Consider the following 23166-nt stretch of genomic DNA (forward strand, 5'->3'; position numbering starts at 1 on the left):
CGTTGCATCCGCCCTGGGTGGGCGAATCCTACGACGGCGAGTCGTAGGCAAGAGATGCTATAATAATTGTGATACCGGTTATCTCTAACATATGCACGTGCGCCGTTGCACCGCGCTGTCCGGTTGATCACACGTTGCCGCCAGGAGCGCCGCTGTGTCTGCTCCGTCTCTGCCTATGACCGAGAAGCTGGCCCAGTGCCTCGGCGCCCTCTGCGCCCAGCCCACTGGCACCGGCCAGCTTGACGACCTGCGGGCTGGCGCCGAGGTGCTCGCGGCGCAGCTGCGCGGCATCGGGATGCACGTACGGGCCGTGCCCACAGCCGGGGCTCCGGTGGTGGTCGCCCAGCTCGCCGGGCGCTCCAGCCGCACCCTGCTGCTCTACCACCACTACGACACATCGCCGCCCGGCCCCTGGCGCGAGTGGTCCCACGAGCCGTTCCAGCTGGCCGAGCGCGCCGGCGCGCTCTACGCCCGCGGCGTGGTGGCGGGAAAGGGCCCGCTGGCCGCCCACATCCAGGCCCTCCACGCCATCCAGCTGGCCGAGGGCGGGCTGCCCTGCGGCGTGGTGATCATCGCCGAGGGCCACGGCATGAGCGGCAGCCAGCACCTGGCCGAGGCGCTGATGGAGCACCCCGACCTGATCCGCGCCGACGCCTGCCTGGCCAGCCAGGGCGAGCGGGACGGCCAGGGCGCGCCGCTCTGCTACAGCGGGGCGAAGGGCTTCCTCCAGGTGCGCCTGCACGCGCGCGGCGGCTCCTACCCGCTGCCCTCCGGCATGGCCTCGATCCTGCGCAACCCGCTCTGGCGCATCGCCTGGGCCCTCGGCTGCATCAAGGGCGACGATGAGGACATCCGCATCGCCGGCTTCTACGATAGCGTCGAGGGGCCGACCCGCGCCGAGAACGCCCAGCTGCGCCAGATCACGATCGATGAGGCGGGCCGCCTCAAGGCATGGCAGAGCAGCGAGTTCCTCTTCGGCATGGGCGGCGCGGCCCTGGTGCGCGCCGAGTCGACCCTGCCGACATGCAACCTGAGCGCGATCACCTGCGACCCGTCCGGCGACGTGGCGCTGATCCCGGCCTCGGCCACGGCCATCCTCGACTTCCAGCTGGTGCCGAACCAGCAGCCCGAGGAGATCCTGGGCATGCTCAAGTCGCACCTCGCCGAGAGCGGGTTCTCCGACGTGGCCCTGGAGCGGATGCCCGGCGGCTACCCGCCAGCCCACACGCCGCCCGACACGCCCTTCGTCCAGCTGGTCTCCGACGCCGGCGCGGCCGTCTACGGCGCGCCGCTCAGCACCGTGCCCGCCGGCCCGCTCACCCTGCCGCTGGCCATCCTGGCCGCGCACCTCGGCGTGCCCTACGCGACGGTCGGGCTCAACCGCTCCGACAGCGCCGTCCACGGCCCCGACGAGCGGGTTCTCGTCGATGACCTGGCCCGCCACGGCCTGCTGCTCGGCGAGCTGCTCGCCGCCTTCGGCCGGGAGCCGTCGTAGGGACGCGCTGCGTCCCTACGACGGCTCCCGGCGGGCCAGCCCGCGCCGGGCGTAGACCTCGGCGGCCTCGCGGACCAGGGCGGCGCAGGCGAGAGCGGCGTGCTCGCGCTCCAGCGCGTCGGCCAGGGCCAGCAGCTCCGCGTGGCTGGCCCGGCCCGGCCGCAGCATGTCGTACATGCGCAGCACCTCGGCGTTCGGCACCGCCGTCAGCTCGGCGGCCCGCCCCAGGTTCTCGGCCAGCTGCGGGTAGCCCGCCGCCCGCGCCACCTCGGCCTGCGCCCGCAGCGCCTCCGCGCTGATCTGGGTGTCGGCGATCTCCAGCTCTCCGGCCTCCAGCGTCTCCAGCGTCACCTCGCTCAGCGGGCGGCCGCTCGCGGCGCGCAGGGTCTCGGCGGCGTGCTCGATTAGGGGGTAGCGGCTCTCTCGATGCTCCATATATCTCCAGTACCCGTAAGGGCGCAGCAGCGCGGCGCTGCTGCGCCCCAACAGAGTCTCCTACACATCAGGCTCCCAGTCGAAGGCCAGCTCGAAGGGCGGCAGGTCGCGCACCTCCTCGGTCTCGCGGCGGTGCAGCAGGGCCGTCTTGACGATCAGCCGCAGGCGCGCCCAGTTGTCCACCTGCACCGGCACCGGCGTGGGCCGCTCGCCCTTGGCGTAGCGCGCCGCGTTGCGCCCGATCGCCCGGTAGGTCTCTAGGGTCAGGCTGGGCGACTGCGGGAACAGCTCCAGGTTGCTCAGGCGGGCCAGCCCGCGCTTGTGGATGACCGTCGTGCCGCGCGACTGCAGGCCGACCGAGATGCCCGAGCCGCTGAGCTGCGCGCCTACGTGGCCGATCTCGGCGCAGTCTGAGCTGTGGCTCACCCGCAGGATGCGCGCCGTCAGCCCCTCCTCGGCCACGCCGGTCAGGATGGCGGCCAGCACCTCCTCGTGCTCCAGCTCGCCGATCGTCTTGGTCAGGGCGCGGCCGAAGGCCGGGCCGACCGCCAGGATCACCTCGGTCTGCGTGCCGGCGCGGGCCGGGCCGAGCTCGACCAGCTTCCCCGAGGGCTCGCCGAGCTGGGCGGCGATGAAGTCGCGCGGCGACTTCTGCTGGCGGATGTTCTGGATCTCCTCCCAGCGCGCGCCGCCCACCCGGTAGCCGGTGCCGGGGCCGGTGTAGTCGTTCGGGTCGTTCACCCCGCTCTGCACCTTGAAGTCGCGGTCGAAGATCGCCGAGGGCTGCAGGTAGTCGCCGGCCACGCGCTGGCGGCCAAGCTCCAGGATGTTCGCCGCCGTCTCGCTGAAGCCCCGGCGCTGGAGGGCGGCCACGGCGGCGAGCACGGTCTCCTCGCCGGCCATGAAGCTGTCGGCGGCGGCCAGGTCGGCCACCACGTCGCGGGCGGGCATGTCGGCGCTGGCGTGGGCCACCACGGCGGCGGCCACCTCCTCGTCCGAGATCGGCGGCAGCCCCAGCTCCTCGTAGACGGCCTGGATGGCCCTGGCCGCCCGCTCGCGGATCTCCAGGGCCTCCTCCTCAGCGATCGAGCGGGTGCCGCCGTCGATCTGCATGTCGCGCTGGAGCACGCTGTAGTCGTCGAAGTCCTCGGCGTCGAAGTTGCCCCCGCCGAACAGGTTGTCGCCCTTGGGGATGGCGCTGTAGCCGGAGAAGATCAGGTCGGTGCCGGGGATGAACTGGAGCATGAGCTTGGCCGACTTGCGGATGGCCGAGTGGGAGGCCAGGGCGTCGTTGCCCGAGGCCACCTCCAGGCCGAGCATGCTGGCCAGCAGGTTCTCGGCCAGCACCACGCGCACCCCGCCCGGCAGGGCCTCGGGCAGGGCGATGCAGGAGATCGAGCCGTTCTGCACGCCCTGGCTGCCCGCCCCGCGCGTCACCAGCAGGCAGCGCGCCTCCAGGTAGAGCATCGAGCAGCCCTCGGCGTGGCCCATCAGCGCCTCCGAGCCGGTGCCCGAGGTGAAGCGCACCTTCACCCCGCGCGAGGCGTAGGCCGAGGCCAGGAAGGCCTTCGACCAGGGCGTGTCGTCGCCGTCCACAAAGGCCCGCTCCGTGCCGTAGACCGAGAGCGTCTCGGCGTAGGTGGTCAGACCCTTCATGGCCAGGCGCAGGCCCAGCGACTCCTCGACCGAGCACTGGGTCAGCACGCCGCCGCGCCCGGTCTGCGTGCCGACCAGGATGGCAAGGGCGTTGAAGGGGGCGAAGCGGGCCACGCCGACGGTGGTCTCGACCTCGGCGAATCCGCGGCGGGCGGCCTCGGCGGCGTCGGCGGCCAGCAGGGCCGGGTGCTCGCGCTTGTTCGTCACGTGGGCCTGGTTGGCCGGCGTGCGGCGCACCCGCATCTTGGCCAGGCCGTTCATCATCTCCAGCACGCTCATGTGGCTCACGATCTTGACCAGCATGGCCGGGGTGCAGCCTGCCGCCAGGCGCAGCACGCGCGCGCGCGGCACGCTGATGTCGGCCAGCATGCGCGCGATCTCCAGCGATGACGTGGCCATCGCCTCGGCGGCGGCGTCCAGGTCGAGCGCGTGGTCGGCGATGAATGTGTCGATCGAGTCGAACTCCTCGCGCCGGCGGCCATCCATCTTGACCACGCGGCCGCCCTCAATACGCAGGCTCGGCTGCGGGTCGTGCGGGCTGTCGGCGACGATCAGGCCGGCCTCGGCCCAGGGCTCCACGAAGGTCTCGCGGTTGATGTCGCGCCCATCGAGGATCTCGAATCGGCGGGATCGGTTCATGGCAGGCTCCCTTGCCTATGCGTAGTTTTGGGGATGCGGGTATTATAGACGACGAACGGCATCCGGGCGGGCGGCTGAGGCCGCGCCGCCAGCGCGCCAGGGCAGCGTTTGAGGGGCGCTGCCAGGGATAGGTCCATCGTACCAGGGGAAGCGGGGATCTACCCCGCAGGGAAGCAAAGGGAGATACGATGAAGCTCGCAAGACAACCACTGTCGGTACTGCTGCTGCTCGCAGCGATCATTCTGAGCAGCCTCGGGGCACTGTTCGCCCCAGCCATGGCCGCCGCCGCCCTGCCGCTGGTCGATGACTTTGAGTCCGGCCTGCCCGCCGGCGCTGACGCGGACGGCAACCCGCTCGGGTTCAACACCTTCCAGGACCCGAACCCGGCCACCAGCATCAGCATCACGACGACGACGACGCCGCCCGTGGCCTCGCCCGGCGCCGGCAGCACTGTCCTGAAGATGGACATGAGCGTCGTCTCCTACGCCGGCTTCACCCACAGCTTCGAGAGCGCCGCCCTCGACCAGTGGGTCACGCAGGACTGGAGCGCCTACGCGGGACTCTCCTTCTGGCTCTACGGCAACAACAGCGGCACGACGCTGTTCGTGGATGTGCTCGATAACCGCAACCCCGGCTCGGTCAAGGACGACGCCGAGCGCTGGTCGGCCGACGTTATCGACAACTTCAGCGGCTGGAAGCTGATCGAGCTGCCCTTCGACGGCATGCACCGCAAGGAGATCGGCAACGGCGCGCCTAACGATGGCTTCGGCCTAGACCAGGTCCACGGCTGGGCGCTCGGCGCGGTCACCACGACCGCCGGCCCGCAGACCTACTACGTCGATGACGCCGCGCTCTACGGCGTCGCCCCGGTGCGCCCGCTGACCGTCGGCTTCACCGCCATCCGCTACCCGATCACCGAGGGCGGGGTCGCCACCGTCACCGCCAAGCTCAGCAAGGCGAGCGATGTGCCGGTCACGGTGGACTACGCCAGCGTCGCGGGCCTGGGCACCGCCGTGCCCAACCGCGACTTCACGCCGGTCGCGGGCACGCTCACCTTCGCCCCCGGCGTCACCCAGCAGTCCTTCACGGTGACGACCTTCGACGACGCCAAGTACCAGGGCGAGCATGGCCTCCAGGTCGAGCTGAGCAACCCCACCGGCGGCGCGTCCATGGGCGTCCCGCCCGTCTCGCGGGTGGCCATCCTCGACAATGAGCCCTACGACGTGGCCATGGTCGACGATTTCCAGAGCTACCCCTACCTCTGGTCGGCCGACGGCAGGGCCACCCTGAGCAACCCGGAGATCGCCGCCGGCGCGGCCGACGCCATCCCCGGCCAGGGCGCCTACGAGCGCGTGCTCCAGGTCGCTCAGCCCGGCAGCAAGGGCAAGGGCAAGCACAGCAGCCGGAACAGCGGCGGCGTCGCGTTTGGCCGCGACTTCCCGATCGGCCAGGACTGGAGCAGCCGCACGGGCGTCAGCTTCTGGTACCAGGGCCAGGGCACCGGCAAGAAGGTCGAGGTTCGGCTGACCAACAGCCAGGCCAACCTGGCCGACCCGTCGAAGTACCGGCTCGTCTGGCGCGACGAGTTCAACGGCCGCGCCGGCACCCCGCCCGACGCCAGCGTCTGGGGCAATGAGGTCGGCGACGGCGTGGCGATCGGCAACCCCGGCTGGGGCAACGACGAGCTCCAGTACTACACCGCAGGCGGGGCAAACGCCGCCACCGACGGCAGGGGCAACCTGGCGATCACCGTCAAGCCGGCCGACGGCAGCCTGCAGTGCTACTACGGCCCCTGCCAGTACACCTCGGCCCGCCTGCTCAGCAAGGGCCGCTTCGAGCTGGCCTACGGCCGGGTCGAGGCCCGCGTGAAGGTGCCGACCGGCGCCGGCTACTGGCCGGCCTTCTGGATGCTCGGCACCGACATCGACCAGGTGAGCTGGCCGCAGACCGGCGAGATCGACATCATGGAGAATGTCGGCCGCCTGCCCAACCAGATCTTCGGCACCCTGCACGGCCCCGGCTACGCCGGCGGCCAGAGCTACGGCAACTTCTATGACTTCCCCGGCCCCGTGGCCGACGCCTTCCACACCTTCGCCGTCGAGTGGCAGCCCGACCGCATCGTCTGGTACGTGGATGGCATTAAGTACCACGAGGCGACGCCCAACGACGCCTTCCTCCAGGGCAAGGAGTGGGTCTACAACCACCCCTTCTTCATGCTGCTGAACGTCGCCGTGGGCGGCAACTTCGGCGGCGCGGTCGGCGCCGACACCGTCTTCCCGCAGCGCACGCTGGTCGACTATGTGCGGCTCTACCAGGCCCGCCCGCGCACGGCCGAGTTCCAGGCCACCTTCCGCGACAACTTCACGGGCTGGCAGAAGATCGAGCTGCCCTTCGAGGCCTTCGCGGGCAAGCGCGGCACCGCGCTCGACCTCGCGGCGGTGACGGGCATCCACTTCGAGACGCCCTCCGGCGCCCGCGGCCCGGTGCGGATCGACCAGCTGCACCTTGAGGGCGGCCCGCCGCTCAAGACGCAGATGGACCTGCCGGTGAGCTTCGACTCGCCCACGGTGAACTACGGCCTGGTCGGCTTCGGCGGCGCCGAGGACGCGACGATCGTGTCCGACCCGGCCGGCGGGGTCAACCAGGTGGCCAAGGTGGTCAAGTCGGCCACCGCCGAGCTGTGGGCGGGCACTACGCTCACCGCCGACGGCACCCTCGGCTTCGCCAATAAGATCCCCTTCACCGCCTCGGCCACCGCGATGACGGTGCGGGTCTACTCGCCCGACGCCGGCATCCAGGTCCGCCTCAAGGTCGAGGACCACAGCAACGGCGGCGTCTCCGTCGAGACCGAGGCCACCACGACGGTGGCCAACGCCTGGGAGACGCTGACCTTCAACTTCGCCAACCCGGCGGCCGGCACGGCGGCCCTCAACCTGGCGAACACCTACGACAAGGCCTCGATCTTCTTCAACTTCGGCACGACCGGGGCCGCCGCCGGGGCCAAGACCTACTACTTCGACGATGTGGCCTTCGGCGGCAGCACGGGCGGCGGCGGCGGCGCCTTCGCGCCGATCACCTTCGACGACAGCGCGCTGACCTACACGCTGACCGGCTTCGGCGGGGCGGACGCCTCGACCGTGGTGGCTGACCCGACCGACGCGGCCAACCAGGTCGCCCAGGTGATCAAGTCGGGCACGGCCGAGCTCTGGGCGGGGACGACCGTCTCGACCCTGGCCAACTTCGCGGTGCCGACGCTGCCCTTCTCGGCCACCAGCACCCAGATGACGGTGCGGGTCTACTCGCCCGACGCCGGCATCCCGGTTCGGCTCAAGGTCGAGGACGCCGCCGACAATACCCACACGGTCGAGACCGAGGCGACCACAACCGTCGCCAACGGCTGGGAGACGCTGACCTTCGACTTCGCCAGCCCGGCCTCCGGCACGGCGGCGCTCAACCTGGCCTTCACCTACAACAAGGTGTCGATCTTCTTCAACTTCGGCACGACCGGCGCGGCGGCGGGGGAGAAGACCTACTACTTCGACGACGTGGCCTTCGGGCTCTAGGCGCCATGGCCCACGCAGCGCCCGCACCATGGATGTGCGGGCGCCCCACCATGGGCATCAACGTAAGCCCCGGCCCCCCGGAATCGCGTATTGTTTTGGCCAACCTGGACAGCGAAGCTGTCCAGGTTGGCCAAAACAATACCAGTTTTTAGGGCGGCAGCCCTAAACGTGATGCGCCTGGGCGCCCCACCCCAACACAGCGCCGCGCCCGCACCAGGTACGTGCGGGCGCGGCGCTGTGTCACATCAGCTACAATAGCGCCATCTCACCGCAGAGGATCCCAGGAGGACGACCATGATCGTGCTGGTAGCGAGGTACACATGCAAGCCGGGCAAGGGCGACGCCGTGCTGGAGGCGCTGCGGCGCATGGTGGCGGCCATCGCCGCCGATGAGCCTGGCTGCCCGCTCTTCCACGTCTGCCGGGCGACAGACGACCCCGACCGGCTCATGCTCTACGAGCACTACCTCGACGACGCCGCCCTGAAGGCCCACAGCGAGACCGCCCACTTTAAGGCGATCATCCTGGGCGAGGTCGTCCCCATGCTCGACGTGCGCGAGCGCAGCTTCTACACGCTTGAGGTCGCATGAGATCCCCCCCGACGACGCCGGTGTATAATACCCGCCAGTGTGTTGTGATTGACGGGAGATAGCGACACTATGGCAGAGATCACCGGCCCCGTGCGGGTGCGATTCGCGCCGAGCCCCACCGGCTACCTGCACATCGGCGGGGTGCGCACGGCCCTGTTTAACTGGCTCTTCGCGCGCCACTACGGCGGGCAGTTTATCCTGCGCCTCGAGGACACCGACGAGAAGCGCTTCGTGGCGGGCGCCGCCGACGATATCATCAAATCCATGCGCTGGGTCGGCATCGACTGGGACGAGGGCCCGGACATCGGCGGCCCCCACGCGCCCTACGTCCAGTCCGAGCGCAAGGAGCTGGGCATCTACCAGCGCTACGCCGACCAGCTGCTGGCCTCGGGGCACGCCTACAAGTGCTTCGTGACGCCCGAGCAGGACGAGGCCCTGCGCGCCGCATGGGCCGCCAGCGGCGAGCGCCCCGAGCGCTACCGCTTCCGCGGCCCCGACCGCGACTGGACGCCCGCGCAGGTGGCCGAGGCCGAGGCCGCGGGCCGGCCCTTCACCATCCGGCTCAAGGTGCCGCTGGACGGCGTCACCAGCTTCAGCGACCTGATCCGCGGCGGCGACCAGATCAGCATCCGCAACGGCGATCTCTACGACCTGGTGCTGCTGAAGACGAGCGGCATGCCCACCTACCACCTGGCCCACCTGGTGGACGACCACCTGATGGGGGTCACCCACGTCATCCGTGGCGAGGAGTGGGTGCCCAGCGCGCCCTACCACATGATGCTCTACCAGGCCCTCGGCTGGGAGCGGCCGACCTTCGCCCACGTGCCGAACATCCTGCGCCAGGACGGCAAGGGCAAGCTCTCGAAGCGCAAGGACGATGTCTCGACCAACCGCTTCTGGGAGCGCGGCTACCTGCCCGAGGCCATGTTCAACTATCTGGCGCTCCAGGGCTGGAGCTACGACGATAAGACCGAGATCATGAGCCGCGACGAGATCGTCGAGCGCTTCACGATCGGGCGGGTGCAGGCCTCGCCGGCCCGCTGGAACCCGGACAAGCTGAAGGATATGAACGGCATCTACATCCGCAGCCTGCCCGCCGCCGATGTGGCCGATCTGCTCATGCCCTACATGCTGGGGGCCGGCCTGATCGCCGACCCGCCGCGCCCCGAGGACCAGAGCTACCTGGCCCAGCTGACCCCGCTGATCCACGAGCGGCTGGAGGAGCTGCAGGAGGCACCCGAGCTGCTAGCCTTCTTCTTCCAGGATGTCCAGGCCTACGAGCCGAAGCTGCTCATCCAGAAGCAGATGGACGCCGCGCGCACCGCCGATATGCTGCGGGCCGCCCACGCCGCGCTGAACGGCGTCGCGGCCTGGACAGTCGGCGCGCTTGAGGAGCAGCTGCGCGCCCTCGTCGAGAGCCTGGGCGTGAAGCCGGGGCAGCTCTTCGGCGCCATCCGCGTGGCCGCCACCGGGCGCGCCGTCGCCCCGCCGCTCTTCGACACCCTGGCCGCCCTCGGGCGCGAGCGCTCGCTGGCCCGGGTCGCGGCGGCGGCGGCGGCGATCGAATGATCGGAACCCATCCATGGTAGGGCCGAAGCATTCCAATGAGGCGCTCCGCGCCTCATTGGAATGCTTCGGCCCTACGGTATACGCCTATGAACACCTGGCTCTCCTCCATCCACCACGACGGCTCGCCGGCCTATGTGCGGGCCGGGGGCGCGCGCCTGGGCGCCCAGGCCGCCATCCGCATCCGCGCCGACGTCGACGCGCCGGTCGAGGCGGTCTTCCTGCGCACCTGCCCCGACGGCGAGCAGTCGCTGCTGCCGATGGCCCCCGCCGAGGCCGGCGCGGTCTGCCGCTGGTGGCAGGTGGATCTGCCGCTGCGCATGCTGCGCACCGGCTACCGCTTCCTGCTGCGCACCGCCGCAGGCGTGCGCTGGTATAACGCCGCCGGGGTCTGGGGGCACTACCCCACCGACGCCAACGACTTCACGATCCTGGCCGACTACCACGCGCCGCTCTGGCTGCGCGACGCGGTCTTCTACCAGATCTTCCCCGACCGCTTCGCCGACGGCGACCCGTCGAACAATGTGCGCGACGGCGAGTACGTCTACCGGGGCCGCCCGACGGTGGCCCGCCCCTGGGGCGCCCCGCCGCGCAGCGAGTTCGGCCCGGTCGAGTTCTTCGGCGGGGACCTGCAGGGCGTGGCCCAGAACCTGGCCTACCTAGAGGACCTCGGCGTCTCGGCGATCTACCTGAACCCGATCTTCACCGCGCCGAGCAACCACAAGTACGACGTGGCCGACTACGCCAGCGTCGACCCGCACCTCGGCGGCGAGGCGGCCCTGGCCGAGCTGCGCGCGGCCCTCGACCAGCGCGGCATGCGCCTGATGCTCGATATCGTGCCGAACCACTGCGGGGCCAGCCACCCCTGGTTCGTCGCCGCCCAGGCCGACCCGCGCGCGCCCGAGGCCGAGTTCTTCAGCTTCCGCCGCCACCCCGACGAGTACGAGTCCTGGCTGGGCGTGGCCTCGCTGCCCAAGCTCGACTACCGCAGCCAGCGGCTGCGCGAGCTGATGTACGCCGGCCCCGAGGCGATCATGCGCCGCTGGCTGCGCCCGCCCTACCGGATCGACGCCTGGCGTATCGATGTGGCCAATATGCTCGGCCGCCAGGGGCCGTCAAACCTCGGCCACAAGATCGGCCGGGGCATCCGCCGCGCCGTGAAGGCCGAGCAGCCTGAGGCCTACCTGCTCGGCGAGCACTTCTTCGACGGGACGCCCCACCTCCAGGGCGACGAGCTCGACGCGACGATGAACTACCAGGGCTTCACCTTCCCGGTCTGGCGCTGGCTGGCCCCGGCCGATGCCCAGACGGGCCGCCAGAGCCCCGACGCCGACGGGCAGCCCATGCCCACCGATGTCGCCGCCGCCCAGCTCACCGCCTTCCGCGCCGCTATCCCCTGGCAGATCGCCGCCCAGCAGCTCAACCTGCTCGATAGCCACGACACCCCGCGCCTGCGCACCATCCTCGGCGGCGACCTGGCCCGCGTGCGGGTGGCCGCCGCCCTGCTCTTCACCTACCCCGGCGTGCCCTGCGTCTACTACGGCGACGAGCTGGGCATGGAGGGCGCCGGCGACCCCGACTGCCGGCGCTGCATGCCCTGGGACGAGTCGACGTGGGACCACGACCTGCGCGGGTTCTTCCAGCTGCTGGCCCGGCTGCGCCGCAGCGCGCCGGCCCTGCGCTGGGGCGGCTTCCAGCAGCTCTACGCCGCCGGCGAGACGCTGGCCTTCCAGCGCGAGGCCCCCGAGGAGCGCCTGATCGTGGTGGCCCGCCGCGCCGACGATGGCCTGGCGGCCCTGCCGGTGCGCGCCGCCGGCCTGGCCGACGGCGCGCGGCTGCGCGAGCTGCTCTCTGGCGCTGAGGCCACGGTTGCCGGCGGCATGCTGCCCCTGTCCGGCCTGCCCGCCATCGGCGCGCAGATCTGGCGGCTAGAATACGTATGATGATATGTGAAATCGCCAGCGAAGCTGGCGATTTCACATATCATCATACCGATCAGGCCAGCGCAAGGCTCTTTAGCCGCTGCTTCATATCTTTCGCCGCCAGCGCGTAGCCGCCGTCGGCCCCGTCCACAAAGTGGACCTGGCGGCCCATGCGCTCGAAGACCAGGCATGTCATCAGGGCGCGGTCGGTGACGTGGATGCCGTAGACGAGCCGCCCGCGCTGGAAGCTACCCTCCAGGTAGCGGGCCAGCCGCTCGCGCTTGGCGGCGTCGCCGGCGATGATCATGCGCAGGGTGTCGTCGTACTTCTTATAGTCGGCCGTGCGAAAGACCACCTCGCGGTAGGCGTCCCACCAGGGGCGCTGGCCGCGCGCTGCCTGGGACACCCGGTAGAGCGCGACGGCGATATTCATACCCCAGATCCCCAGCAGGTAGCGCAGGCGGGCGGGCGGGCCTGGGGGCGTGCGCAGCTTCGTCTCGGCGAGGAGCTGGAAGGGGTTGAAGCTGGCCTTGAGCCGCGAGATCGAGAGCGGGTGGTAGTCGCGCTCGCTGCCGTAGGCCGCCTCGATCTGGGCGATCACCTCGCGGTAGACGGCGCTGGCCTCGCGCGGGGAGCTTCCGGGGGCGGCCATCACCAGCAGGCTCACCGTCTCGCCGTGGCGGCTGGGGATATCCTGCCAGCGACACTCCAGGCCCGAGAGGTCGGCCTCGCCGGTGAGCTCGGCCTCGGCCAGGGCGTAGCGCGGGCCGAGCTCGGGGTCCTTGATCAGATGCTCGGCGTAGGCGAGGCCGCCCCCGCTAAAGACCGCCTGGTCGTAGTGCTCGGAGATCCGCATGCGGGCCACCATGATCTCGGCCCCGGAGGCGCGGAGCTCGGACACCGGCACGAATCCCACGCGCAGGTCGAGGTCGAACTCGCGGCGGGCCATGGCGCGCACCCCGGCCAGGGCCGCCCGCGCCGGCCCCTGCAGGTCGGGGGGGAGCAGCAGGGTGGCCCCGTCGCCGCCGAAGACGAAGGGGATCTCGCGGCCGGCGGCGATATTCAGCAGGGCGACGATCGATGCCGCCCCGGCCATGTTCACCTCTTTGTAGCGCCCGGCGGCGATGGCCCGGGTGGAGCCGCGCACATCGCTGATCGCCACCTGCCAGTCGCCCGGCGCCGGCACAAAGTTCTTTAGCTCGACAATGTCGCTAAAGCGCGGCAGCGCCGGCAGCTGGTCATAGAATGATGGGGTCATTGTGTCTGCGCCTGTGTGTGGCCCCATTGTGGGTGCTGACATGAACGTGGGCGGCGCGGCCATTCACCTTCCCGGTGGGGGTGCGGGGGCGGCGAAGCCGCCCCATGCGCATCAACGTTAGGGCTGCCGCCCTAAAACCGACGTTGTTTTGGCCAACATGGCCAGCTTCGCTGGCCATGTTGGCCAAAACAACAAGAAATTCCGAGGTAGCCGGGGCTTACGTTGATGCGCATGGGACGCAGCCCCATGGCGCCCTGAACGATCAGCCCTTCCAGAGGCTATTCCAGAGATCCTGGATCGTCGTCTGGACGCCGGCGATCGTCTGGCGCACCGGGTCGGGGGAGAGGCGGGCGTCGAGGCGGGTGCGGGTGTCCTCGATCACCTCGGTGAGCAGCTGGTGGGAGTGGTGGGCATAGAGCTGCGTGAGCAGGTCGGCGTAGGCGTCGAGGAGCTGCTCGCGGTCGGCCTTGGGCGTCTCGTTGAGCAGGTTGTCCAGGATGCGCCTGGCGTTATCGCGATAGTCTTCAATAGACATAGTGGTACTCCTGTACGTGCTGTGCCCATTATACGCCCGGAGCCCGCGCTTTGTTGAGCCCCCGCGGCGCGACGTCTCGGGGCCGCGCCGGTGCCACATTTGACAAACACCCGCCGCCGTAGTATCATTCCCCGCGTTGAGTAAACCACTTGCCGAAGTGGCGGAATTGGCAGACGCGCTACGTTCAGGGCGTAGTGGGGGTGACCCCGTGCGGGTTCGAGTCCCGCTTTCGGCACCACCGGACAGCCTCAGGGCTGTCCAACTGGTGGGGGATAGTTTAAGGGTAGAACACCTGATTCTGGATCAGGTAGTTGGGGTTCGAATCCCTGTCCCCCAGCCAACAATTTGGGCCGGCACCACAACGACGTGGTGCCGGCCCAATTCTGTTAGCGGATCGTACACCTACCCTATTCCCCGGCGTCAGCCCGCGCTGCGGCAGCGCCTCGGGCGATGGCGGCCAGCGACAGCGTATGTCCTGGCGAAGAGGAGGCAGACCATGCTGATCTCGCTCCAGGAGACCCCGGCGATCCGACTGCACCCCGACGATGACGTGGCCGTCGCGCTGATGCCGCTGCCGCCCGGGCGGAAGATCGCCGCCGGGGGGCTGAGCGTCCGCGCGGCGGCGGCCATCCCCGCCGGCCACAAGGTCGCGCTGCGCGAGGTGGCCGCCGGCCAGCCGGTGCGCCGCTACGGCCAGGTGATCGGCTTCGCCACGGACACGATCGCGGCCGGCGCGCACGTCCACTCGCACAACCTGGCGGTCGGCAGCATGACCATGGAGTACGAGTTCGGCACCGATGTGCGGCCGATCCCGGGCATCCCGGACGGCGAGCGGCGCAGCTTCATGGGATACCGCCGCCCATCCGGGCGGGCCGGCACCCGCAACGCGCTGGCGATCGTCGGCACCGTGAACTGCTCGGCCCACACCGTGCGCCGGATCGCCGCCCGCGCCCGGGCCGAGCTGCTGCCGCGCTTTCCGAACGTCAGCGACATCATCGCCGTGGCCCACAAGAGCGGCTGCGCCACCCGCGCCGGCAGCCCCGAGCTGGAGCTGCTCCAGCGCACCCTGGCCGGCTTCGCCCGCCACCCCAACGTGGCCGCGGCCGTCTTCGTCGGCCTGGGCTGCGAGGTCAACCAGTGGGACGCGCTGCTGGCCACCCAGGCCGAGCGGCTCGGCCCGCTCGACGTGCCGCCCTACCTCGGCATCCAGGAGACGGGCGGGGTGGCCGAGACGGTCGAGGCCGGCCTGCGGGCGGTCGAGCGGCTGCTGCCCTACGCGAACCAGTTCACCCGCGAGCCGCTGCCGGTGAGCGAGCTCTGCCTGGCCCTCCAGTGCGGCGGCTCCGACGGCTTCAGCGGCATCACCGCCAACCCTGCCCTGGGGCACGCCGTCGACCTGCTGGTGGCCCATGGCGGCACCGCCGTGCTCTCCGAGACGCCCGAGGTCTACGGGGCCGAGCACCTGCTGACCCGGCGGGCGGTGCGCCGCGAGGTGGGCGAGAAGCTGGTCCGCCAGATCCGCTGGTGGGAGGAGTACACCGCCCGCGAGGGCTTCGAGATCGATAACAATCCGGCCCCCGGCAACAAGGCCGGCGGAGCGGGGCCACCGACGCTCCCAGGTGTACCCAGCGCTTATTCGCGCTAACAATGTTATTCTATGCACGGCAATCTGCAATCTAAAATCTGCAATCTGCAATAGTATTACTCGGCCGCGACCGGCCAGTGGAACCAGGCGACGAAGTAGCCGTCGATGAAGCGCGCCCCCAGGTGGCCCTCGGCGAGCGCCTGCTCGACCGCCGGCAGCCCGTAGGCGTTGCACACAAAGTCGGCGCAGATACGCATGCCCAGGCCGCTGCCGCCGGTGGTGAACCCGCCCTGGAAGAGCAGCCCCGGCCCTCCCGGGAAGCGCCCCTCGATCTTCGCCTGCTGCTGCGCGCTGGCCCGGTTGAAGACCGCGAAGCGCAGGTTCTCCGCGCCCTCGCCCAGGGGCAGGATGCTCATATAGACCTTGCCGTCGGCGCTGTGGGCCGTGGCGTTGTTGATCAGGTTGTAGATCACCCGGTCGAGGGCCGAGAACTCCAGGCAGCGCTCGGAGACCGCCCCCTGGAAGTGGCTGTCCACCAGCACCTCGGCGCGAGCGCCCTGGAGCTGATGGCCCTCGCCGCCGCCCCACTTCTCTAGGAGCAGGCCGATATGGTGGAGCTGATGGCCGCGGTCGCGCGCAAAGCCCTCCGGGTCGATCCCGCGCACGCTGTTGCGCATGATCTTCAGCTGGTCGCGGGCGAGGTTAAACATGCGGTGGGTGTCCTCGGCCCGCACCATGCCCAGCCCGATCATCTGGAGGTAGATCGCCAGCGCCATAAACCCGCCGCCGCGCAGGTCGTGGAAGACCTTGGCGCGGGTGGGGTCGTCGTTGTCGTCGCTGCCGAGCCCGCGCACCAGCTTGATCAGGCCATCCCAATCGATGCTGTCACCATAGGCCTTCAGCCGCTCGAAGGTCCCCTCGGGGCTCTCGCGGTGGCCGCGCAGGATCTCCAGCAGGTCGCCGAGCCGGCGGTAGAGCAGCTCGACGATCTGCCGGTCGCTGGGCGTCAGGCTGTCGATATCGAGATCAATGCCGTCGCCATCGTAGCGCAGCTGCCGGTACGACGGCAGGTCGCTCGCGGCGAGGGCGTAGATCTGGTCGGACGAGATTGGAAAAAGCACACTGTCCATACTGTTTTAGGGTGAGCGGTTCTATGCCTCCATGCATAGCATGTCGGCATGAACGTGTCAAGGGCAGTGATCTTGCGGGGGTTGGGGGTTGGGAGTTGGGCGATGGGGGTTGGGAGTTGGGGGCTGGGGGGCTGCACCGCCCTACGGAACGGTAATACGCTGGTCGCCAACCCCCAGCCCCCAACCCCCATCGCCCTGGTAGCTCCAGGCGATCAGCTCATCGACAAAGCCGCGCTTGGCGCCGTCGCAGTTGATCTTGCGGCTGGCCCGCACCGTCTCGGCGCTCAGGCCGGGGATGGACTCGGCGCTGTAGAGCGCGCGGGTGAGATCGGTGTAGGAGTTGCTGAGCATCACAGAGCAGCCGCGCTCGGCGAGCTGGCGGAAGACATCGGCCAGGCGGCGCTGCTGGTCCTCGCCGAAGCCAAAGCCGGTGTAGTGGGTGAAGGATGCGGTGGGGCTGACCGGCGCGTAGGGCGGGTCGAAGTAGACGAAGTCGCCCGGCTCGGCGCGATCGAGCACATCCGCGAAGTCGCCGACCGTGAGCTCGACATCCTGGAGCGCGCGGCTGACCTCGTGCATATTATCCACATCGACGATCAGCGGGTTCTTATAGTAGCCGAAGGGCGCGTTAAACTTGCCCTTGTTGTTGAGCCGGTAGAGCCCGTTGTAGCAGGTGCGGTTGAGGAAGATCATGCGCGCGGCCTTCTCGACCTGGCTGCGCTGCTCGAAGCCGGGCTGGCGATCCCAGTCCCGGATATCGTAGAAGTAGGCCCGGTCGTGGGCGCGCTGCTTATGCTCAAGCAGGGCGTCGATCAGCTCCTGGGCGTGGTCGCGCACCGTCTGGTAGCAGGCGATCAGATCGCGGTTATAGTCGCTGAGCACGCCGCCGCGGGCCAGGCGGCCGCTGTTCCAGAGATTAAAAAAGAACGCGCCGCCGCCCACAAATGGCTCGTGGTAGCGGGCGAACGTCGGGGGCATCAGGCGTGTCAGCTCGGGCAGCAGCTGCCCCTTGCCGCCAGCCCACTTGAGGAAAGGACGTGCAGGCACCAGTGGCTCCAGTATGGGCTGGCTCAGCTGACGCGTCGCACGCCGCCCCGCGAGGTACTAAATCCGGATTATAGCACAAACGTTACATCGCTGAGGCGCTGAGCTGATTCTACCAGATCCACTACTACGGCTGGATGAACGGCGACGGGGTGTACTGGAGCTATGCGCCGACGGTGATCGACTGGGCGGCGGCGGGCTTCGACAAGCCGGTGGTGATCGGCGAGCTGCCGGCCAACGCGGCGGACACGGGCTACACCCCGGCCGGGCTGCTCAACAAGCTGCATAGCAACTGCTACGGCGGGGCCTGGGCCTGGAGCTACGACGGCGTGGATGGCGCGGGCCGCTGGAGCGACATCGCCGCGGCGATGAAGTCCTTCACCAGCGCCAACGCCGCCGAGGTGCGGATCGTCACCCGGCCCGCCGAGACGCTCCCCCCGCGGGCGTACCTGCCGCTGGTGGTGCGGTAGGGGTAATGTTGAATGTTGAATGTTGAATGCTGGCATTCAACATTCAACATTCAACATTCAACATTTAACATTCAACATGGTATGATGGGGCGCAGCCTACTCACAGGAGCGCCCCGATGCCAATCGCCGACCGCATCCGGCCCGAGATCGCAGGCCTGGAGCCATACACGCCCATCCTGCCGCTCGACGTGCTGGCCGCCCGCCTGGGCGTCCCCATCGAGCGGCTGGTCAAGCTCGACGCCAACGAGAACCCCTACGGGCCATCGCCAAAAACGACGCAGGCGCTGGCTGACCTGGCCACCACCGACGGCCCCCTGGGCCGTCTCTCCATTGCCATCTACCCCGACCCGAACCAGACCCGGCTGCGCGATGCCCTGAGCGGCTACGTCGGCCAGCCGGCCGGGCGCATCCTCTGCGGGGCCGGCGCCGATGAGCTGATCGACCTCGTGCTGCGGCTCTTCATCTCCCCCGGCGACGCCGTGATCGACTGCCCGCCCACCTTCGGCATGTACAGCTTCGACACCGGGGTGAACGGCGGCAGGCTGATCACCGTGCCGCGCCGCGCCGACTTCTCCCTGGACATCCCGGAGATCGAGGCCGCCGCCGAGGCCAGCCGGGCCAAGGTGCTCTTCCTCACCTCGCCCAACAACCCCACCGGCAACCTCACCCCGCCCGACGAGATCGCCCGCCTGCTGCGCCTGCCCCTGCTGGTGGTGGTGGACGAGGCCTATATCGAGTTCGCCGACCCGAGCGCCAGCGTCAGCGGCTGGGTCGAGCGGCACGAGAACCTGGCCGTGCTGCGCACCTTCAGCAAGTGGGCCGGCCTGGCCGGCATGCGCCTCGGCTACGGGGTCTTCCCCGACTGGATGATCGCCCAGCTCTGGAAGATCAAGCAGCCCTACAACCTCAGCCTCGGCGCCGAGACGGCCGCCGTCGCCGCGCTGGGCGACCTCGACCACCTGCGGGCCAACGTCGCCCGGATCGTGGCCGAGCGCGGCCGGCTGCTGGAGCGGCTGGGCGAGCTGGACTTCCTCAGCCCCCACCCCAGCGAGTGGATAGGGGACAGGGGACAGGGACAGATTCGATGCGCTCCGCCTATACCCTGTACCCTGTACCCTGTCCCCTGTACCCTGTACCCTGTACCCTGTACCCTCTATGAACACCCGATCCGCCACCGGCATCGCCCCCTTCCTCATCCTCACGGGCACGATCACGGCGTCGTACACGCTGATGAACCAGATCAGCATGCTGCTCGTCTTCCCGCCGTGGGGCGCGCCGATCATCTGGGTGCCGTCGGGGCTGTCCGTGGCCGCACTGATCACGCTGGGCCAGCGCAGGGCGCTCCCCGGCCTCTGGCTTGGCGGATTTGTGACCAGCCTCTGGTTTGCGATGGCGCTCGACCTGCGGCTGAGCAACCTGGCGGTGGCCGCCGTCCTCGCCAGCGGCGCAACGGTGCAGCCCGCACTCATCGCCTACCTCCTGCGCCGCTACACGCCCTTCGGCGTGGCCGCAGGCTACAGCGGCACGCCGTCAGCGATCCAGATCCTCAGGGCCGTCGCGCTGGTGGCCGCAGCATGCCTGATCTCGGCGACGATAAGCATAGGCGTCGGCTGGCTAGATGGTGTCGTGCCGATAGGCTCGGGTGTGAGCATCTGGGGTATGTGGTGGCTGAGCGACTTCCTGGCGATCCTGCTGCTCACCCCGCCGCTGGTCCGGCTCGGCGCGTGGGTCAGCACGTGGCCGACCGCGCGGCGGGTGGCCCTGACCGCGATAGACATCGGCATGATGCTCTCCCTCGTGCTCTCCCTGCTGCTCTGGAGGATGGAGAGTGACCGGATCGCGGTGGACTTTGAGGGCGACGCCGCCACCGCCGCGATCGCGATCAGCACGCAGATCAACCAGGAGCTCCACCATATAGAGGTGCTCGACGCGCTCTACTCGGCCTCAGATCAGGGCGTGACCCGCGCCGAGTTCCACGCCTTTGTGCAGAACCACATCGTCGGCGAGAGCCGGTCCCCGGGGCTGCGCGCCCTGGCATGGGCGCCGGTGGTGACGGCGGAGGGGCGGCCCGCCTACGAGCGCGCCATACAGGACGAGGGCTTCACTGGATTCACCATCACCGATCTCACCCCCGGCGGCCAGTTCATCCGCGCCGGCAGCCGCGCCTCGTATGTGGTCGTCGACTATATCGAGCCGTTCGCGGAGAACAGCTACGTCCACGGGCTCGACCTCAGCGCAGAGCCGATCCGGCAGGCGGCCCTCGCGCGCGCCCGCGACAGCGGCGAGCCCGCCGCTACCGCGCCGATCACGCTGGCCCGTGAGCAGCTGCGAGGGGTGCTGTTCTTCCGTCCGATCTACCGCCGGGGGGCGGACATCGACAGTGTGAAGTCGCGGCGGGAAGGCCTCCTGGGCTTTGTCATGGGAGTGATCGACATCCAGAGGCTGACCGACGCAGCGCTCCAGATGCCCAAGAGCCGCGACCTCGACATCCACCTCTTCGATGAGCAGCCCCCGCCCAGCCAAGCCCAGATCCTCGCGGTCCGCTCATCACCCTCGCGGGACGTGCCGCTCGACAGCGCCGCGCCGGTCAGCCCCGACACACTCCAGAATGGCCTCCACTACACCATGCAGATCGATGTGGCCGGGCGCAGCTGGCGGGTCATCGTCACGTCCGCGCCCACCTACGCCGCCACGCGCCGCACGCTCACCCCCATGGCGGCCCTGCTGATCGGCACGGTCGTCTCGGGCTGGGTGGCCTACGCGCTTGCGCAGCGGCAGCAGGCCGCAGAGACGCTGCGGCGCAGCGAGGAGCGCTACCGCGCCCTGATCGAGAAGAGCGCGATCACCTTCTCGCTGATCAGCGCCGACGGCAAAGTGCTCTACAACAGCCCCAACTACGAGCGCGGCCTGGGCTACCAGCCGGGGGAGCGGGTCGGCGGCAACGCCTTCGGGCTTGTCCACCCGGACGACATGCCGCAGATCATCGTGCTCTTCGGCGAGGTGCTCGCAAACCTAGGTGCCTCCCGCACCGTCGAGTACCGTGCCCACCACAAGGACGGCTCGTGGCGCTGGATGGAGAGCACCGGCACGAACCTGCTGGCCGAGCCGGCGGTGGGCGCGGTGGTGGTCAATATGCGCGACATCACAGATCGCAAGCACCGCGAGGAGGAGATCCGCGAGCTCAACAGCGAGCTTGAGCGGCGCGTCGCCGCGCGCACCGCCGACCTGAGCCAGCTGAACGCGGAGCTAACCAGGGCGCTGCGCACGAAGGACGAGTTCCTGGCCACCATGAGCCACGAGCTGCGCACCCCGATGAACGGCATCCTGGCCTTCTCCGAGATGCTGGCCGAGCAGATCGCCGGCCCGCTGAACGAGCGACAGATGCGCTCGGTGCGGCAGATCGAGGTCAGCGGCCGCCACCTGCTCACCCTGATCAATGACATCCTCGACCTCTCGAAGATCGAGGCCGGCCAGATGGATGTCTCTATGGAGACCCACCACATCGCCGAGATCTGCGAGGTGAGCATGCACTTCGTCCGCGAGATCGCGGTCAGGAAGGGGCTCCAGCTGTCCTTCACCTGTAACGACACCGCCGCCCTGATGGAGATCGACGCGAAGCGCCTCAAGCAGATCCTCGTCAACCTGCTCGGCAACGCGATCAAGTTTACCCCGGAGGGCGGGCAGGTGCGCCTGGATGTCGTGGCCGACGCCGAGCGCGGCGCGGTGGCCTTCGCCGTGGCGGACACCGGCATCGGCGTCGCGCCCGAGGATATGGGCCGGCTCTTCCAGCCCTTCACGCAGCTCGACGCCGGGCTGGACCGTCAGCACGAGGGGACCGGGCTCGGCCTGGCCCTGGTGCGGCGGCTGGTCGATCTGCTCGGCGGCAGCGTGCGCGTCGAGAGCGCGGGGGCAGGCCAGGGCTGCCAGTTCACGGTGGAGCTGCCCTGGCGTGACCACGCCGCGCCGGCGGAGGGCGGCCCGGCCCGGGCGGCGACGATCCTGCTGGCCGATGACAACGAGCGCACCATCACGTCGATCAGCGCGCAGCTGCGCCAGCACGGCCACCGCGTGGTGGTGGCCCGTAACGGAGAAGAGGCGATCATCCGCGCCGCCGAATCCCGGCCCGACATCATCCTGATGGACATTCAGATGCCGGTGATGGACGGGCTGGCCGCGACCAGACAGCTGCGCGCGATGGAGGGCTTCGCGACAACGCCGATCATCGCCCTCACCGCCCTGGACGTGCCCGGCGACCGCGAGCGGTGCCTCGCGGCCGGCGCCGACGAGTACCTGCGCAGGCCGATCAGCCCGCGCGACCTGGCCGCGCTGATCGCGCGCATCATGGGGTAGGGCCGAAGCATTCGGCCCAGTCGCAAAGCGACTGGGCCGAATGCTTCGGCCCTACGTTGCAATACCACCAAGGAGCCCCCAATGGCCGAGAACATCCGCGAGCTGCTCGACTTCGCCCACACCATCGCCTGGCAGGCCGGCAAGATCACCCTGCGCCACTTCCAGAGCGGCGTCGCCGTCGACCGCAAGGCCGACGAGTCGCCGGTGACGGTGGCCGACCGCGAGTCGGAGTCCTTCCTGCGCGCCCAGATCGCGGCGCGCTACCCCGACCACGCCATCCTCGGCGAGGAGGAGGGGCTCAGCGGCGGGGCCGACGCCGAGTACCGCTGGGTGCTCGACCCGATCGACGGCACCAAGACCTTCGTGCGCGGGGTGCCGCTCTACGGCGTCATGGTCGGGCTGCTGCGCGACGGCGAGCCGCTGGTGGGCGCGGTGAATATGCCCGCCCTGGGCGAGGTGGTCTACGCCGGCGCGGGGCTGGGCTGCTGGTGGAACGGCCGGCAGTGCCGCGTCTCGCAGGTGAGCAGCCTGCGCGAGAGCCTGGCCGTGGCCACGGTGGCCTCCGGCTACGAGCGGCACGGCAAGGGCGACGCCTTCGGGCGCATCCTGGCCGCCGCCGGCATGTTCCGCACCTGGGCCGACTGCTACGGCTACCTGCTGGTGGCCACCGGCCGCGCCGAGCTGGCCCTCGACCCGGCGATGAACATCTGGGACGCCGCCGCCCTCGCGCCCATCCTCCAGGAGGCCGGCGGCACCTACACCGACTGGAAGGGCACGCCGACGATCCACAACGACGAGGGGCTCGGCAGCAACGGGCTGGTGCTCGACGAGGTCTTGCAATTGATCAGGGGCATGCACGATTGAACCGGCGCATGCACGATTGCACCGGCGCATGCACGATTGCACCGGCGCATGCACGATTGCACCGGC

15 protein-coding genes, 2 tRNA genes and 2 pseudogenes are annotated in these 23166 nt (G+C 69.7%); 12 read left to right on the plus strand and 7 right to left on the minus strand.

Annotated elements, in window-relative coordinates:
• Nucleotides 1-154: 154 nt before the first annotated feature.
• A complete protein-coding gene (locus tag K2Z83_RS19215) occupies nucleotides 155-1495 on the plus strand; it encodes a M20/M25/M40 family metallo-hydrolase (RefSeq protein WP_370650213.1) in 1341 nt (446 codons plus the stop codon).
• 15 nt (nucleotides 1496-1510) lie between these two features.
• Here K2Z83_RS19215 and K2Z83_RS19220 read toward each other — a convergent pair whose 3' ends face one another.
• The 3 genes and pseudogenes from K2Z83_RS19220 to K2Z83_RS19225 all read right to left on the minus strand — a co-directional run.
• The gene (locus tag K2Z83_RS19220) at nucleotides 1511-1930 is read right to left on the minus strand and encodes a diol dehydratase small subunit (RefSeq protein ID WP_220596809.1); all 420 of its coding nucleotides are present in this window, start codon (nucleotides 1928-1930) and stop codon (nucleotides 1511-1513) included.
• A gap of 60 nt (nucleotides 1931-1990) precedes the next feature.
• Complete coding sequence (locus tag K2Z83_RS30045) at nucleotides 1991-2488, minus strand: glycerol dehydratase reactivase beta/small subunit family protein (RefSeq protein ID WP_370650216.1); 498 nt, start codon at nucleotides 2486-2488, stop codon at nucleotides 1991-1993.
• Nucleotides 2489-2572: 84 nt separating this feature from the next.
• Nucleotides 2573-4225, minus strand: a pseudogene (locus K2Z83_RS19225) (propanediol/glycerol family dehydratase large subunit); the annotation flags it as partial.
• A gap of 188 nt (nucleotides 4226-4413) precedes the next feature.
• Here K2Z83_RS19225 and K2Z83_RS19230 point away from each other — a divergent pair.
• The 4 genes from K2Z83_RS19230 (at nucleotide 4414) to malZ (ending at nucleotide 11885) form a co-directional block, all read left to right on the plus strand.
• A complete protein-coding gene (locus tag K2Z83_RS19230; protein ID WP_220596811.1) occupies nucleotides 4414-7788 on the plus strand; it encodes a carbohydrate binding domain-containing protein in 3375 nt (1124 codons plus the stop codon).
• 294 nt (nucleotides 7789-8082) lie between these two features.
• Nucleotides 8083-8376, plus strand: coding sequence for a putative quinol monooxygenase (locus K2Z83_RS19235; protein ID WP_220596812.1), 294 nt, complete (start codon nucleotides 8083-8085; stop codon nucleotides 8374-8376).
• 69 nt (nucleotides 8377-8445) lie between these two features.
• The gene (gene gltX / locus K2Z83_RS19240) at nucleotides 8446-9945 is read left to right on the plus strand and encodes a glutamate--tRNA ligase (RefSeq protein ID WP_220596813.1); all 1500 of its coding nucleotides are present in this window, start codon (nucleotides 8446-8448) and stop codon (nucleotides 9943-9945) included.
• A gap of 86 nt (nucleotides 9946-10031) precedes the next feature.
• Nucleotides 10032-11885 carry a maltodextrin glucosidase gene (gene malZ / locus K2Z83_RS19245; RefSeq protein ID WP_220596814.1) on the plus strand — a complete coding sequence of 618 codons (1854 nt, stop codon included), beginning with the start codon at nucleotides 10032-10034 and terminating at the stop codon, nucleotides 11883-11885.
• 52 nt (nucleotides 11886-11937) lie between these two features.
• Here the strand turns inward: malZ and K2Z83_RS19250 are convergent, their stop codons facing one another.
• Nucleotides 11938-13122: a DUF3095 domain-containing protein gene (locus K2Z83_RS19250; RefSeq protein ID WP_220596815.1), complete on the minus strand. Its 1185-nt coding sequence runs from the start codon at nucleotides 13120-13122 to the stop codon at nucleotides 11938-11940.
• Between the two features lie 262 nt (nucleotides 13123-13384).
• Entirely contained in the window at nucleotides 13385-13657 is a 273-nt protein-coding gene (locus K2Z83_RS19255) for a hypothetical protein (RefSeq protein WP_220596816.1), read from the minus strand.
• Nucleotides 13658-13808: 151 nt separating this feature from the next.
• Between K2Z83_RS19255 and K2Z83_RS19260 the strand changes: the two genes are divergently transcribed.
• From K2Z83_RS19260 to K2Z83_RS19270, 3 genes are all read left to right on the plus strand, one after another.
• Nucleotides 13809-13895, plus strand: a tRNA-Leu gene (locus K2Z83_RS19260).
• A gap of 28 nt (nucleotides 13896-13923) precedes the next feature.
• Nucleotides 13924-13997: transfer RNA gene (locus K2Z83_RS19265), tRNA-Gln, on the plus strand.
• A 156-nt stretch (nucleotides 13998-14153) separates the two neighbouring features.
• Nucleotides 14154-15302, plus strand: a complete 1149-nt coding sequence (locus tag K2Z83_RS19270; protein ID WP_220596817.1) for a UxaA family hydrolase — start codon at nucleotides 14154-14156, stop codon at nucleotides 15300-15302.
• Nucleotides 15303-15358: 56 nt separating this feature from the next.
• On the opposite strand, the gene K2Z83_RS19275 is transcribed toward K2Z83_RS19270, so the two are convergent.
• Both K2Z83_RS19275 and K2Z83_RS19280 read right to left on the minus strand, forming a co-directional pair.
• Nucleotides 15359-16363 (minus strand): ATP-binding protein, encoded by a 1005-nt coding sequence (locus tag K2Z83_RS19275; protein WP_220596818.1) that lies wholly within the window; start codon nucleotides 16361-16363, stop codon nucleotides 15359-15361.
• Between the two features lie 150 nt (nucleotides 16364-16513).
• Nucleotides 16514-17419, minus strand: coding sequence for a DNA adenine methylase (locus tag K2Z83_RS19280; RefSeq protein ID WP_220596819.1), 906 nt, complete (start codon nucleotides 17417-17419; stop codon nucleotides 16514-16516).
• Between the two features lie 149 nt (nucleotides 17420-17568).
• On the opposite strand from K2Z83_RS19280, the gene K2Z83_RS19285 reads away from it, so the two are divergent.
• From K2Z83_RS19285 to K2Z83_RS19300, 4 genes and pseudogenes are all read left to right on the plus strand, one after another.
• Nucleotides 17569-17886: a hypothetical protein gene (locus K2Z83_RS19285; RefSeq protein WP_220596820.1), complete on the plus strand. Its 318-nt coding sequence runs from the start codon at nucleotides 17569-17571 to the stop codon at nucleotides 17884-17886.
• A 116-nt stretch (nucleotides 17887-18002) separates the two neighbouring features.
• Nucleotides 18003-18905: pseudogene (locus tag K2Z83_RS19290) on the plus strand (aminotransferase class I/II-fold pyridoxal phosphate-dependent enzyme); the annotation flags it as partial.
• A 226-nt stretch (nucleotides 18906-19131) separates the two neighbouring features.
• Entirely contained in the window at nucleotides 19132-22236 is a 3105-nt protein-coding gene (locus K2Z83_RS19295) for a CHASE domain-containing protein (RefSeq protein ID WP_255604274.1), read from the plus strand.
• An 81-nt stretch (nucleotides 22237-22317) separates the two neighbouring features.
• Nucleotides 22318-23100 carry an inositol monophosphatase family protein gene (locus K2Z83_RS19300; RefSeq protein WP_220596822.1) on the plus strand — a complete coding sequence of 261 codons (783 nt, stop codon included), beginning with the start codon at nucleotides 22318-22320 and terminating at the stop codon, nucleotides 23098-23100.
• The last annotated feature ends 66 nt before the right edge of the window (nucleotides 23101-23166 follow it).

The organism is Oscillochloris sp. ZM17-4 (assembly GCF_019599295.1).
In the GTDB taxonomy this organism is placed as follows: Bacteria; Chloroflexota; Chloroflexia; order Chloroflexales; family Chloroflexaceae; genus Oscillochloris.